This window comes from Caballeronia sp. INDeC2 (genome assembly GCF_023631325.1).
GTDB lineage: Bacteria > Pseudomonadota > Gammaproteobacteria > Burkholderiales > Burkholderiaceae > Caballeronia.
Genome location: NZ_JALQDG010000021.1, coordinates 140,369 through 155,159 on the forward strand (window position 1 = coordinate 140,369; position 14,791 = coordinate 155,159).

Consider the following 14,791-nt stretch of genomic DNA (forward strand, 5'->3'; position numbering starts at 1 on the left):
GTGCCGGGATCGCCGTGCCTGCTGCCGCTTGTTTGAATTCGTTTGAATCGAGCGCTCGAGGGGTGTCTCAACCGATCGTCATCAAATTCGCATTGCCGCCCGCCGCCGCCGTGTTCACGCTCACCGAGCGTTCCGTCAGCAGACGTTCGAGCGCGTAGTCTTCGCCATCGTGGCCAGCGTCGGCGAACGCTCCCGCAGCCACGCCCTGCACCGATACGATCGGTCCCGTGCGCTTCGCGACTTCCTTCACGAGCGACAGCAATTCGTCGCTGTCGCCTTCGAACAGAACGGCGTCGAAGTCCTCCGCCGCTCGGCGCACCTGCACGTACGGCTTCAGCGACGCCGGCAGCGACGCCGCCAATTGCTCGCCCGCCGATCCGCTGAACAACGCGCGGTTGCCCGTCGCGAGCACGGCGGCCAGTTGCGCGCGCGCGCCGCTCGCCGTTGCCGCCACGCACAGCACCGTGCCGCGCGCGCCGAGCGTGTACGTATTGCGCTCGCCCGTCGGGCCGTTCAGAACCGCCGTCGCGCCGGCCATCACATGCTGCAGATAGCCGTCGCAGCGCGCGGCCGTCTGCGGATCGCGTTCGCCGATCGCCCAGTCGCGCAACGCGGTGAGCGCCGCGGCGGGCGTGTCCTTCGACGCGGACTGATCGACGACGAGCGTGCTCGCGAGCGACTTCGGCAAACCGGTCGGGCGCTTCGCCAGCAGGCGCTGCAAGTACAGCGCGCCGCCCGCCTTCGGACCCGTGCCCGACAGACCTTCGCCGCCGAACGGCTGCACGCCGACGACCGCGCCGATCACGTTACGGTTCACGTAGATGTTGCCCACGTGCGCCCGTGAGATCACATGCGCGATGGTTTCGTCGATACGCGTATGGATGCCGAGCGTGAGGCCATAACCCGTCGCGCGAATTTGGTCGAGGAGTTTATCAAGGTTCGAACGGCGGTAACGCACCACGTGCAGCACCGGGCCGAACACTTCGCGTTTCAGTTCGTCGATGCTGTCCAGTTCGATGAGCGTCGGCGGCACGAAGGTGCCTTGCGCGCACGCATCGGGCAGCGGCAGTTGCGTGACGTTGCGGCCCTTGTCGCGCATGCCGGCGATGTGCGCGTCGATGCCGCGCTTGGCGTCCGCATCGATCACGGGGCCGACGTCCGTCGACAGGCGATCCGGATTGCCGACCGCGAGCTGCTTCATCGCGCCGGTCAGCATTTCGAGCGTGCGATCGGCGACATCGTCCTGCAGGCACAGCACGCGCAGCGCCGAGCAGCGCTGGCCGGCCGAATCGAACGACGACTGCAGCACGTCCGCGACCACCTGCTCCGCGAGCGCCGACGAATCGACGATCATCGCGTTCTGGCCGCCGGTTTCGGCGATCAGCGGAATCGGACGGCCGTCCGGGTCGAGGCGCTCCGACAGCGTCTTGTTGATGAGGCGCGCGACTTCCGTCGAGCCGGTGAACATGACGGCGCGCGTGCGCGGATCAGCGACGAGCGCGGCGCCGACCGTTTCGCCATCGCCCGGCAGCAGTTGCACCGCGCCCGCCGGCACGCCCGCTTCGCGCAAAATACGCACGGCTTGCGCGGCGATCAGCGGCGTTTGCTCGGCGGGCTTCGCGAGCACCGGATTGCCCGCCGCGAGCGCGGCGGCGACCTGGCCCATGAAGATCGCGAGCGGGAAATTCCACGGGCTGATGCACACGACCGGACCGAGCGGACGATGCGTGTCGTTCGAGAACTCGGCGCGAATCTGCGACGCGTAGTAACGCAGGAAATCGATGGCCTCGCGAATCTCCGAGATGGCGTTCGGCAAGGACTTGCCCGCTTCGCGCACGACGAGGCCCATCAGCGTGTGCATCTGCGCTTCGAGCAGATCGGCGGCGCGCGCGAGGCAATCGGCGCGATCTTCGACGGGCGTCGCCTGCCAGATCGGCGCGGCGGCCACGGCGTTGGCGATCGCGGCGCTCACCTGTTCCGGCGATGCTTCCACGACCGTGCCGACGAGATCGCGCAGGTCCGACGGATTGCGCACGTCGCGCGCCGGCTTGCCGTTCTCGATGATCGTGCCGCCTTCGAGCATCGGTTCGGCGCGCCACGGATGATGCGCGCTCGCCAGCAACGCCGACGACAGCGACGCCAGCCGATGCTCATTCGAGAGATCGAGGCCCATCGAATTGAAGCGCTCGTTGCCGTACAACTGACGCGGCAGCGGAATCTTCGCGTGCGGCGCGCCGAGCGGCGTGATCTGCTGCGCCTCGTCGATCGGATCGCGCACGAGCTCCTTCACCGGAATGGATTCATCGGCGATGCGGTTCACGAACGACGTGTTCGCGCCGTTCTCCAGCAGGCGGCGCACGAGATACGCGAGCAGCGTCTCGTGCGTGCCGACCGGCGCATACACGCGGCACGGACGGTTCAGCTTGTCGCGGCCAGTCACTTCTTCGTAGAGCGGCTCGCCCATGCCGTGCAGGCACTGGAATTCGTACTGGCCGGGATAGTAGTTCTGTCCCGCGAGGTGATAGATCGCCGACAGCGTGAACGCGTTGTGCGTCGCGAATTGCGGATAGACGGCATCCGGCGCGCCGAGCAGCTTCTTCGCGCACGCGAGATACGAAATGTCCGTATAGATCTTGCGCGTGTAGACCGGATAACCTTCGAGGCCATCGACTTGCGCGCGCTTGATTTCCGTATCCCAGTACGCGCCCTTTACGAGGCGAATCATCAAACGATGACGGCTGCGGCGCGCGAGATCGATCAGATAGTCGATCACGAACGGGCAGCGCTTCTGATAACCCTGCACCACGAACCCGATGCCGTTCCAGCCCGCCAGTTCCGGATCGAAGCACAGCGCTTCGAGCAGATCGAGCGAGATTTCGAGGCGATCGGCTTCTTCCGCGTCGATGTTCAAACCGATGTCATAGCGGCGCGCCAGTTGCGCGAGCGAGCGCACGCGCGGCAGCAACTCGGTCATCGTGCGTTCCTGCTGCGCGCGCGAGTAACGCGGATGCAGCGCGGAGAGCTTGATCGAAATGCCCGGGCCTTCGTAGATGCCGCGGCCGCCCGCCGCCTTGCCGATCGCGTGGATCGCCTGCTCGTAGGACGCGTAGTAGCGTTGCGCGTCTTCCTCGGTCGTCGCGGCTTCGCCGAGCATGTCGTAGGAATAGCGGAAACCGCGCGCCTCGTACTTGCGGCTGTTCGCGAGCGCTTCGGAGATCGTCTCGCCGGTGACGAACTGCTCGCCCATCAGGCGCATCGCCATGTCGACGCCCTTGCGGATCAGCGGCTCGCCGCCGCGGCCGATGAGACGCGTCAGCGCGGAGGATAAGCCCGCTTCGCTGTTCGTCGTCACGAGCTTGCCCGTGATCATCAGGCCCCACGTCGCCGCGTTCACGAACAGCGACGGCGCCTGGCCCATGTGCGATTTCCAGTCGCCCTTGCTGATCTTGTCGCGAATCAGCGCGTCGCGCGTGGCGCGGTCGGGAATGCGCAGGAGCGCTTCGGCGAGGCACATCAGCGCGACGCCTTCCTGGCTCGACAGCGAGAACTCGTGGATCAACCCTTCGACACCGCCGCCCGAGCTTTTCGCGCGCAGCGCTTCGACGAGTTTCGTCGCGAGCTTTTCGGTTTCGGCGGCGACGGTCGCGGGCAGGCGCGCCTGGCCGATCAGGAACGGCACACACTCCGGCTCCGGCCTGCGATACGCCGCCGTGATCGCCGCGCGCAGCACGGATTGCGGCTGCACGTTCTGCGCGAAGTCGAGGAAGGGGTGCGGCGCGCCGTCTTCGTCGCCATCGACGGGGGTGGCATCGGCCATTTCCGACGCGCCGTTCGCACCCGACAGCTCGGGCGGCAGCTGGCCGTGCTCGATACGCTCCAGATAAGCGAAGATCGCCTGCTTGATCAGCCAGTGAGGAGTGCGCTCGAGGCGCGTCGCGGCGTCTTTGAGCCGGGAACGCAGCAGATCGTCGACTTTGACGCCTAGGGTTGTGCTCGCCATGTTTCCTTCGTTTGCCGGTCGTGCCCAACCCGGCCTATGACTAAAAAGTTGGCGAATCGTACTCCGCTGATTTAAAAGGTGCAACCGAGATTTTCTCTGGGGTTGCACCACAATGAAACCCTTATGCCACAAGGCTCCGAGCGGTGCACCGCCGGCTGGCGGCTGGCGCTTGCGGCCTAGTAGTTTCCCTAGTCGGATATTCTTGGGACAACCCCTAAGCAAACGCTCGCTCCCCGCCGATATAAACGCCATGCGCCGCCACGGCGCGGCATTCGCGGTCGATCCAGCGCACCGCGATCTCGGGGAGAGCAACGAGCATGAGCACTTGGATGGTGGTAGCCAGCGTTTGGGCGATGTTCGCGGTCTGCGTCGTGCTGTTCGTGCGGGGCGCGTCGCCGCATGTGCATCGATCCGACGATGCTTCCGACCGGGATGGCCGGCGAGCGCGGGACGTAGCCTGAAGACGCGACTCGCGTTCTATCGGCTCAAACGTCCAATGGATCGACTTCGACGTTCCAGCGCAGCACGCCCTTGAGCGAGCGCAGCACCGGTTGCCACGCGCGCAACGACGCCTGCAACGCGGCCCGCGACGCGCTTTCCAGCAGCAGTTGCGCCCGATGCACATTGAACACTTTGACGATGGTGAGCGGCACCGCGTCGTAGACGGTCACGCGGTCCGCGCCGGGCAAAGGCGCGAACGCCGCCGCCGCTTCCTCCAGAAACTTGAGCGCCGCTTCCAGCGTGCGGCCTTCGGCACGCAACATCGCCTGATAGACGAACGGCGGCAGGCGTGCGTCGCGCCGCTCAGCGAGCGTTGAATTCGCAAAGCCCACATAGTCTTGGCGCGATAGCGCCTGATATAGCGCGTGCCGCGGATAGCGCGTCTGGATCATCACTTCGCCGGGCAGGCCCGCCCTTCCCGCGCGACCGCTCACCTGCGTCAGTTGGGCGAAGAGCCGTTCGCTCGCGCGAAAGTCGTGCGAGAAGAGCGCGGTGTCGGCATTGAGTACGCCGACGAGCGTCACGCGCCGGAAGTCGTGGCCCTTCGCGATCATCTGCGTGCCGACGAGAATATCGATCTCGCCCGCGTGGACGTCGGAGAAAAGCGCCTGTGCGCTGCCCTTGCGGCGCGTGCTATCGGCGTCGATGCGCAGCACGCGCGCGCCCGGCATCACGCTCGCGAGCGTTTCCTCGACGCGCTGCGTGCCGCGGCCCATCGGCGCGATATCGATGTTGCCGCAGTCCGGACACGACTTCGGAATGCGCGATTCCCAGCCACAGTGATGGCAGCGCAGCGCCCGTTCCGGCTTATGCAGCACGGCGTAGGCGCTGCAACGCGGACAGCCCGCGACCCATCCGCAGGCGTCGCACGACAGAATCGGCGCATAGCCGCGTCGATTCAGAAACACGAGACTCTGCTCGCCACGCTCGACGCGCGTCTTCAGCGCGGCGATGAGCGGCCCCGCCAGTCCTTCGACCGATGCGCGGCCGCGCCGTCGCTCCTCTTCGAGATCGATGAGCCTCACGGTCGGCAATGCCGCTTCCGCGACGGCCCGGCGCGTGAGCGTCAACCGTGTATAACGGCCCTGCTCGGCTTGCCACCAGGTCTCGAGCGACGGCGTCGCCGAACCGAGCACGACGGGAATGTCGAGTTGCTTCGCGCGGTAGATCGCGAGATCGCGGGCCGAGTAGCGCAAGCCTTCCTGCTGCTTGTACGCAGGATCGTGCTCTTCATCGACGACGATGATCGCGAGCTTCGGCATCGAGGCGAGTATCGCGAGGCGCGTGCCGAGCACGATGCGCGCGTTGCCCGTGTGTGACGCCAGCCAGTTGCGCACGCGCTCGCCTTCGGCAAGGCCGCTGTGCATCGTGACGATCGAACCGTCCGCGAGCGCCGCGAATCGCGCGCGAAACGCGGCTTCGAACTGCGGTGTCAGGTTGATTTCGGGAACGAGGACGAGCGCTTGCGCGTCCGGCCGGGCCGCGAGCAAGACGGCGAGCGCGTGCAGATAGACCTCGGTCTTGCCGCTGCCCGTCACACCGTGAAGCAAGAACGGCGCGAAGCCTTGCGCGCCGGAGATTGCATCGACGGCATCGCGTTGCTCGCCGGTCAGCACGGGCAGCGGCGCGGCGCCGGTCGGGAGCGCTTGGTCATCCGCGACGGTTTCGACGATGTGCGCCGTCGCCGTCTCGATCCATCCGCGCGCGAGCCAGTCGTCGAAGGTCACGCTCGCTTTGGGATGCAACGCGCGGGCATCGGACAAGCCGAGCGATGGTCGTTGCGCGAGGGCGTCGGCCAGGCGGCGAAGGGCGATCGCGCGCGCGGGCAACGCGTCGGGAAGTTGCGCGCGTCCCTCCGGCAACAGCCGATAGTGTGGCTCGATGGCGAAAAGCCGGTTCCAGCGCGAGGCATCGCGCAACGCCTGAGGCAGCGCCGGCAGCGCGACTTCGCCCAAGCCGCGCTGATAGTAATCGGCGGCGAAGCTGGCGAGCGCGATCCAGGCTTCCGAGAGCGGCGGGCAGCCGTCGCAGACGGCGGTGACGGCGCGGATTTTTTCGGCGGGCACGTCACTTGAATGAGCGATTTCGCAGATCAGCCCGACGACTTCGCGTCGCCCGAACGGCACCTGCACCAGCATGCCGACGGCGGGCACGTCCGGCAGCGCGTAGCGGTAATCGAACAGCACGGGCATCGGCTGGTCGACCGCGACGCGCACGAAAATGCTGCTCACCGCGAACGACTCCACGTACAACGGTCCGACAGTGAAACGTGCGCGAGCGGGGAGAAGTTAAAGTGAAACATCAGAATCGCCTGTAAACCGCCGATTATTTTTGGATTTCCGATGCTTTCCACAGGCCTGTGGATAACTTTGTTGAGAAGTGCGTCCGGGGTCGCCGCAAACAATGTCACGAAACCCTTATGTGCGCTGGCCCACATTTCGGGCAAAGCTCCTGAAATCTCTTAAAAATCATTGGCTTGAAGCATACATAGAGACACGTTATTGGTTGCCGGAGGCCATACGTCTGATGGCGCGCCGCAGCGAACAAAATGTGCATAAGTTCAGTCTTGACATCGCGGAATGCCGCCTGAGGTGGGCGATGCGGACGGAATGCTCCAGACCCTGATTACCTTTCGCTTCACACCGATGTCGCACTGCAACATCAACTTTTTACGCGCTCTATCGCGACGCACGCATCGCGCGGCTGTGACGATGGACTTCGTCGACGAGCTCCGCGACGCTCTCCGGCGGCGTGAATTGGGAGATGCCGTGGCCGAGATTGAAGACGTGGCCCGGAAAATTGCCGAAGCTGTCGAGCACGGCGCGCGCTTCGGTGCGAATCGCGGCGGGCGGAGCGAAAAGCACGTTCGGATCGATGTTCCCTTGCAGCGCCACGCGCGATCCGACTTTTTCCCGCGCCTTGCCGAGGTTCATGGTCCAGTCGAGACCGACCGCATCGACGCCCGTCGCGGCGATTTCCTCGATCCACAGGCCGCCGCCCTTCGTGAAAGTGATGACCGGCACACGCGCGCCGTCGTGCTCGCGCTTCAGACCCGCGACCACCTTCGCGATGTAGTCGAGCGAGAAGCGCTGATACGCGCCGTCGGCGAGCGCACCGCCCCACGTGTCGAAGATCATCACGGCTTGCGCGCCCGCTTCGATTTGCGCGTTCAGGTACGCGATCACGGATTGCGCGTTCACGTCGAGGATGCGATGCATCAGGTCCGGGCGAGCATAAGCCATCGACTTGACCGTTCGATGATCGTCCGAGCCGCCGCCTTCGACCATGTAGCACGCGAGCGTCCACGGACTGCCGGAGAAGCCGATCAGCGGCACCTTCTGACGGCCTTGCGCGTCGGTAAGCGCGCGGCGAATCTGCCTCACGGCGTCGGTGACATACGAGAGCGTTGCGCCGATGTCCGGCACGGCAAGGCGCTTCACGTCGTCCTCGGTACGCACGGTGCGCTCGAAACGCGGACCTTCGCCCTGCACGAAGTTAAGGCCGAGTCCCATCGCGTCGGGGACGGTGAGAATGTCGGAGAACAGGATCGCGGCGTCGAGCGGAAAGCGTTCGAGCGGCTGAAGCGTCACTTCGGTCGCGTAATCGGGATTCTTCGCGAGGCCGAGGAAGCTGCCTGCGCGGGCGCGCGTTGCGTTGTACTCCGGCAGATAACGTCCCGCCTGGCGCATCAGCCAGATCGGCGTGTAGTCGGTCGGCTGGCGCATGAGCGCGCGCAGGAAGGTGTCGTTCAGAAGAGTGTGTGCCACGTCGCTCGATGCTGAAGGCAGAGAATCGTTCATTCTACCGGACGGGCCGGGCGTTTTCGTTGACCGAGCCCGGCAATTCGGGAAGTCTCATGCAGCGCGGCCTATGCCTTCCGGACGAGTGTTCGAAGGCCCGAAGGCCTCGTATCATCGACGGGACTCTACAACTAGAACCAGGAGAATCGATGCAACGCAGGTCTGTCAGTCTTGCCGCTTCCGCCCTTGTACTGTCGCTCACGCTCACGAGCGTCGCGCACGCTCAAACGATTCAGGCCGGCACCGTCGCAGGTGCGAAGCCCGCGGCGCCCGCCGCTGTCACAGCGCCCTCGCGGCTCGACGATATCCTCGCGCGTCACACGCTGCGCGTCTGCACGACGGGCGACTACAAGCCGTACTCCTTCCTGCGCCCGGACGGGCAGTTCGAGGGCATCGACATCGATCTGGCCGAGAGTCTTGCGAAGTCGCTCGGCGCGAAAGCGGAGTACGTGAAAACGTCGTGGTCGAATCTGATGAACGACTTTGTCGCCAAGTGCGATATCGCCGTGGGCGGCGTCTCGACCACGCTCGAGCGGCAAAAGCGCGCGTTCTTCACGGCGCCGTACATGGAAGACGGCAAGACGCCCATCGTCCGTTGCGACGATGTCGACAAGTACCAGAGCGTCGCGCAGATCGATCAGCCAAACGTGCGCACCATCGTCAATCCGGGCGGCACGAACGAGCGCTTCGCGAAGCAGTATTTCCCGCACTCGCAGCTGATCGAGTACCCGGACAACGTGACGATCTTCAAGCAGATCCTCGAAGGCAAAGCGGACGTGATGGTCACGGACGCATCCGAGACGCTGCTTCAGCAGAAGCTCAACCCCGGTCTGTGCTCGGTGCATCCGGACAAGCCATTCCAGTTCGGCGAGAAGGCCTATCTGCTGCCGCGCGGCGACGTGCCGTTTCAGCAGTATGTCGATCAGTGGCTGCATCTCGCCCGGGCGTCGGGCGAGTTTCAGGCCGTCTATGACAAATGGCTGAAATAACGCTCAACGCTCGGCGCGCACGAGTTCGCCTGCTCGCGCGCCGATCTTGCGCAGCCAGCCGAGCGCCGCTTCCGATTGCGAATGCATCCGTCCGAATCCATGCGTCATGTCGTGCGCGTCGATCATTTCGACGAGGCCGCCGTTGGCTTCCAGGAAGCGCTTGAGTTCGAAAGCGTCGTCGTAGAGCGGATCGTAGGCCGCCGCGACGACGAGCGCGGGCGCCGGCATGCGCTCATACGACTCGGAGAGCGGGAACGCGCGCACGTCGTGCTCCGCTGGCGCTTCGCCCGAGAGAAATTGCGTCCAGTACCACTTCATTTCGTCGTTCGTCAGGCCCGGGCCATTCGCATTGGCAATGCAACTGGGGCTTTCGAACTGGCGGCGCATTACCGGATAGAGCAGCAACTGCAGTCCGACGAGCCCGGCCACGCGCTCGTTCGCGCCGCGCGCCGCGACGACCGCCAGATGCGCGCCCGCACTGTCGCCGCCGACGGCTAGCCGGTCGGTGGCGAACCCGAGCCGCGAGCGATGCTCCGCTAGCCAGACCAGCGCATCGAGCGCATCGTCGCATGGCGCGGGAAACGGATGCTCCGGCGCGAGCCGGTAATCGACGCTCGCCACCGCGCACTGCGAATCCTGTGCGAGCCGTGCGACAAGCCCGTCGTGCGTGTCGAGGTCGCCGACCACCCAGCCGCCGCCGTGAAAGTACACGATAAGCGGCAGCGGACCACGCACGGCTTGCGGCTTGTAGACCCGCGCGAGGAGCGTGCGGCCGTCGAGAGCGATCTCGATGCTTTCCGCAGTCACGGCGTCGTCGCGTTTGCGGGCGTAAGCTTTAGCAACGTTGCTGAAGCGGTCTCGCACCGTCCGGGCGTCCGCGCCGGGCGGCAGAGCGGGAAAAGCCTCGTCCACGGCACGGTAATAGCGGAGCAAGGCTGCGTCGATCGTCATGCGTGTCTCCATGGCGTTTTCTTGTTGATTGAAGCTGCGGGCGGCATGCGCATCGTTTTCATGCGTGCACACGTGCGATTTTCGCGGAAAACGTGAAATATCGCTCTAGTCCGAAAAGCGGCATTTTATCGATCCGGTCGGGCCGATCGAATAAATCATCCGAATAACAGACAATATATCCATGAGAATCAGGAGATTCGCGCGAGAAAATTTCTCCTCCGCCTTATCGGACGAGGGTTACAACCTGAAACACTTTGTTACGGCGACTCCGAATCAATTCGCCCACAATCTCTTCAAACGGTTTCAACACGGATGGATTGGGCTGCGCTGTGCGAATTTTGCGTGGTCTGATAGCTGCCAGTGGGCAAGCGCTCATTTTTTGGGGCATCGGTGTTGGGATCGTTATTCGAATGTAATGCATTCGAAAAATCCCACGTGTGGTCTCCTCGCGCTAACCCCGTAGCGTGTGGTTTTTAGCGGGCTCCAGGCCCGCTTTTTTTTCGCCCGAACAAACGTTTGCGCCTTTTGAGAGGATCCGGGGCTCGAACGTTTCTTCCAATGACAGAAGGGAGCGCCGCGGCGCTCCCTTCTGTCATTGGTGATCTGATTGTGGCGAGACTCAGGCCGTCTTGGCCTCCGCGAGCTTCAGTTCATCGACCATCCGTGCGCGCATCACGAACTTTTGCGCCTTGCCGGTGACGGTCATCGGCAATTCATCGACGAAGCGGATATAGCGCGGAATCTTGTAGTGCGCGATTTGTCCTTGGCAGAAGTCGCGGATTTCCTCTTCGCTTGCCTGTTCGCCAGGACGCACGACGATCCACGCGCACACTTCCTCGCCGTATTTCTGATCGGGCACGCCGAAAACCTGCACCGATTGGACCTTCGGATGGCGGAACAGAAATTCCTCGATCTCGCGCGGATAGATGTTCTCGCCGCCGCGAATCAGCATGTCCTTGAGGCGGCCGACGATGTTGCAATAGCCTTCTTCGTCGAGCGTCGCGAGGTCGCCGGTATGCATCCAGCCATCGACGATCGCCTCGTCCGTCTTGGTATCGTCGGCCCAATAGCCTTTCATCACCGAGTAACCACGCGTGCAGAGTTCTCCGGTCTCGCCGACGGGCACGATGTTCCCCAACGGATCGACGATCTTCACTTCGAGATGCGGCTGAATGCGTCCGACGGTCGTCGTGCGCTTGTCGAGCGGATCGGAGGTCGAACTCTGAAAAGACACCGGGCTCGTCTCCGTCATGCCGTATGCGATCGTGATCTCGCTCAGATGCATCTTCGAGACGACGCGCTTCATTGTTTCGATCGGGCACGGCGAGCCTGCCATGATGCCGGTGCGCAGGCGGCTCAGGTCGTACTTCAAGAAGTCGGGGTGATCGAGTTCGGCGATGAACATCGTCGGGACGCCGTGCAGCGCGGTGCATTTCTCCTCGTGGACGGCGGCGAGCGTCGCGCCGGGATCGAACGCCTCGCCAGGGAACACCATCGTGCAACCGGTCGACACGCACGCGAGCACCGCCAGCACCATGCCGAAGCAGTGATAGAGCGGCACCGGAACGCAGAGCGAGTCCTGCTCGGTGAGGCGCATCGCCATCGCGATATAACGCGCGTTGTTGACGATGTTCCGATGCGTAAGCGTCGCGCCCTTCGGATTACCGGTCGTGCCACTGGTGAACTGGATGTTGATCGCGTCGTCCGGACCGAGCGTCGCTTCGAGCGCATCGAGCTTCGCCGGGTCGAGTCGGTCGCGGCCTGTGCGCATTACATCGTCGAAGTTGAGCATGCCGGGCGTCTTGCCGTCGCCCATGCGGATGACCGTGCGTAACTCGGGCAGCTTCGCGGCATTGAGCGCATTGGGCGCGGCGTCCGCGAGTTCGGGCGCGAGCGCCTGGAGCATCTCCAGATATTTCGACGACTTGAACTGCTCGGCCGCAATGATCGCCTTGCAACCGACCTTGTTCAGCGCATATTCGAGCTCGGCCAGCCGGTACGCCGGATTGATGTTGACCAGCACCGTACCCACGCGCGCAGTGGCGAATTGCGTGAGCAGCCATTCGACGCGATTCGGCGACCAGATGCCGACGCGATCGCCCGCCTGAATGCCGAGCGCGAGCAGCCCGCTCGCGAGCACATCGACCTGGTTCGTGAACTCGCGCCACGTCCAGCGGATGCTCTGTTCACGAAAGACCACCGCGGGCCGATCAGGAAAGCGGCCCGCGGTTTCCAGAAGAAAGCGCGAGACGGTTGCTTCACTGAGCGGAATGTCGGTCGCGCCGCGAACATGAGAAATGCCGTCGCGCGGTTCGATCTGCGCGCCGGCGTGCGTCGGTACAGTTGCCATCGATGGTCTCCGCCAATTGTGAGTCGCCGCCCGATGAAGGCTAATTGGAGGCTATTGTGCATCGCAAAGACGCGCGCGGGCATTGAGTGTTTCCCCGCAACGCTGTCTTGAGGCTGTCGATCAAACCTTATCCGAATCAACGGCCTATGCGGCATGTAGCAGCGAGACACATAACCGATATGCACATATGCCCGCGCGATTTGCCGATTTGGAGCATAAAAAAAGCAGCCCGAAGGCTGCTTTCTTGAACTGCTGAACGCCGCTGGGCGCGTCACGCTTAGTGCTTCGCGTGCGCCTTGCGCAGACGTTGGATCGCCGCGAGCTGAGCCGTCGCATACGCGAGTTCCGCTTGCGCGGTCGCGTACTCGAGTTCCGAGGTGTTGTTCTGAATCGCTTCCTCGGCACGCTTCTTTGCCTGCTCGGCCTTCGCTTCGTCGAGATCGGCGCCGCGGATGGCGGTGTCGGCGAGCACGGTCACGATGCCCGGCTGGATCTCGAGAATCCCGCCTGCAACGAACACGAACTCTTCCGAGCCGTCTTCCGCCTCGATGCGCACCGCGCCCGGACGAATGCGCGTGATGAGCGGCGTGTGGCCGGGAAGAATACCCAGCTCACCCGCTTCGCCCGGCAGCGCGACGAACTTCGCCTCGCCCGAGAAGATCTGCTCTTCCGCGCTGACGACGTCTACCTTAATGGTTGCCATTTATGTCGACTCCTGGGTTGAGTGTAGTTCGCGGACGTCAGCCGTCAGACCGACGCCCGTAGAGACACCCGACCTTTACTGGATCTTCTTGGCCTTTTCGAAGGCTTCGTCGATCGTGCCGACCATGTAGAACGCCTGCTCCGGCAGATGATCGCATTCACCTTCGACGATCATCTTGAAGCCGCGGATGGTTTCCTTCAGCGGCACGTACTTGCCCGGCGAGCCCGTGAAGACTTCAGCGACGTGGAACGGCTGCGACAGGAAACGCTGGATCTTGCGCGCGCGCGCGACCGACAGCTTGTCTTCCGGCGACAGTTCGTCCATTCCCAGAATCGCGATGATGTCGCGCAGTTCCTTGTAGCGCTGCAGCGTTTGCTGCACGCCGCGCGTGATCGAGTAGTGCTCTTCGCCGATCACGTTCGGGTCGATCTGACGCGAGGTCGAATCGAGCGGGTCCACTGCCGGATAAATACCGAGCGATGCGATGTCACGCGACAACACGACGGTTGCGTCCAGGTGGCCGAAGGTCGTAGCCGGCGACGGGTCGGTCAAGTCATCCGCGGGAACGTACACGGCCTGAACCGACGTGATCGAGCCGGTCTTGGTCGACGTGATGCGCTCTTGCAGCTTGCCCATTTCTTCAGCCAGCGTCGGCTGATAACCCACTGCCGAAGGCATACGGCCGAGCAGAGCGGACACTTCCGTACCCGCCAGTGTGAAACGATAGATGTTGTCGACGAAGAAGAGAACGTCGAGGCCTTCGTCACGGAAGTGCTCGGCCATCGTCAGACCGGTCAGCGCGACGCGCAGACGGTTGCCCGGCGGCTCGTTCATCTGGCCGTACACCAGCGCGACCTTGTCGAGAACGTTCGAGTCCTTCATTTCGTGATAGAAATCGTTCCCTTCACGGGTACGCTCGCCCACACCCGCGAACACGGAGTAACCGCCGTGCTCCTTCGCGATGTTGTTGATGAGTTCCATCATGTTCACGGTCTTGCCCACGCCCGCACCGCCGAACAGACCGACCTTGCCGCCCTTCGCGAACGGGCAGATCAGGTCGATAACCTTGATGCCGGTTTCGAGCAGTTCCGTCGACGGCGACAACTCGTCGAACGAAGGCGCTTGCTGGTGAATCGAGCGCAGCGTGGTCGAGTCGATCGGGCCCGCTTCGTCGATCGGACGGCCGAGCACGTCCATGATGCGGCCCAGAGTCGGCTTGCCGACCGGCACGCTGATGGGCTTGCCCGTGTTCTTGACCATCGTGCCGCGGCGCAGGCCGTCGGATGCACCCAGACAGATGGTGCGCACCACGCCGTCGCCCAGCTGCTGCTGGACTTCGAGCGTCAGTTCGGTGCCTTCCAGAATGAGCGCGTCGTAGATCTTCGGCATATGCGCACGCGGGAATTCCACGTCGATAACGGCGCCGATGCACTGTACGATCTTGCCTTCTACCAAAGCAGTAGTACTCATCGCATTTCCTTTAGATACTGTGTTCTT

Annotated in this window: 8 protein-coding genes; 1 reads left to right on the forward strand and 7 read right to left on the reverse strand. The window is 63.7% G+C overall.

What is annotated here, in order from left to right; translation table 11 throughout:
- Positions 1 to 67: 67 nt before the first annotated feature.
- From putA to hemE, 3 genes are all read right to left on the reverse strand, one after another.
- The gene (gene putA / locus NCS28_RS13470) at positions 68 to 4,000 is read right to left on the reverse strand and encodes a trifunctional transcriptional regulator/proline dehydrogenase/L-glutamate gamma-semialdehyde dehydrogenase (RefSeq protein ID WP_250514273.1); all 3,933 of its coding nucleotides are present in this window, start codon (positions 3,998 to 4,000) and stop codon (positions 68 to 70) included.
- Between the two features lie 485 nt (positions 4,001 to 4,485).
- Positions 4,486 to 6,732, reverse strand: a complete 2,247-nt coding sequence (locus NCS28_RS13475) for a primosomal protein N' (RefSeq protein ID WP_250514274.1) — start codon at positions 6,730 to 6,732, stop codon at positions 4,486 to 4,488.
- 447 nt (positions 6,733 to 7,179) lie between these two features.
- On the reverse strand, positions 7,180 to 8,268 hold the full coding sequence (gene hemE / locus NCS28_RS13480; protein WP_250514275.1) for a uroporphyrinogen decarboxylase: 1,089 nt from the start codon (positions 8,266 to 8,268) through the stop codon (positions 7,180 to 7,182).
- 182 nt (positions 8,269 to 8,450) lie between these two features.
- Here hemE and NCS28_RS13485 point away from each other — a divergent pair, with 182 nt between their 5' ends.
- A complete protein-coding gene (locus NCS28_RS13485; protein ID WP_250514276.1) occupies positions 8,451 to 9,290 on the forward strand; it encodes a transporter substrate-binding domain-containing protein in 840 nt (279 codons plus the stop codon).
- A 3-nt stretch (positions 9,291 to 9,293) separates the two neighbouring features.
- Here the strand turns inward: NCS28_RS13485 and NCS28_RS13490 are convergent, their stop codons facing one another.
- The 4 genes from NCS28_RS13490 to atpD all read right to left on the reverse strand — a co-directional run bounded on the left by NCS28_RS13490 (position 9,294) and on the right by atpD (position 14,764).
- Entirely contained in the window at positions 9,294 to 10,241 is a 948-nt protein-coding gene (locus NCS28_RS13490) for an alpha/beta hydrolase (RefSeq protein WP_250514277.1), read from the reverse strand.
- Positions 10,242 to 10,860: 619 nt separating this feature from the next.
- On the reverse strand, positions 10,861 to 12,591 hold the full coding sequence (locus NCS28_RS13495; protein ID WP_250514278.1) for an AMP-binding protein: 1,731 nt from the start codon (positions 12,589 to 12,591) through the stop codon (positions 10,861 to 10,863).
- A gap of 277 nt (positions 12,592 to 12,868) precedes the next feature.
- Positions 12,869 to 13,294 carry a F0F1 ATP synthase subunit epsilon gene (locus NCS28_RS13500; RefSeq protein ID WP_250514279.1) on the reverse strand — a complete coding sequence of 142 codons (426 nt, stop codon included), beginning with the start codon at positions 13,292 to 13,294 and terminating at the stop codon, positions 12,869 to 12,871.
- A 75-nt stretch (positions 13,295 to 13,369) separates the two neighbouring features.
- The gene (atpD, locus tag NCS28_RS13505; RefSeq protein ID WP_250514280.1) at positions 13,370 to 14,764 is read right to left on the reverse strand and encodes a F0F1 ATP synthase subunit beta; all 1,395 of its coding nucleotides are present in this window, start codon (positions 14,762 to 14,764) and stop codon (positions 13,370 to 13,372) included.
- Between the last annotated feature and the right edge of the window lie 27 nt (positions 14,765 to 14,791).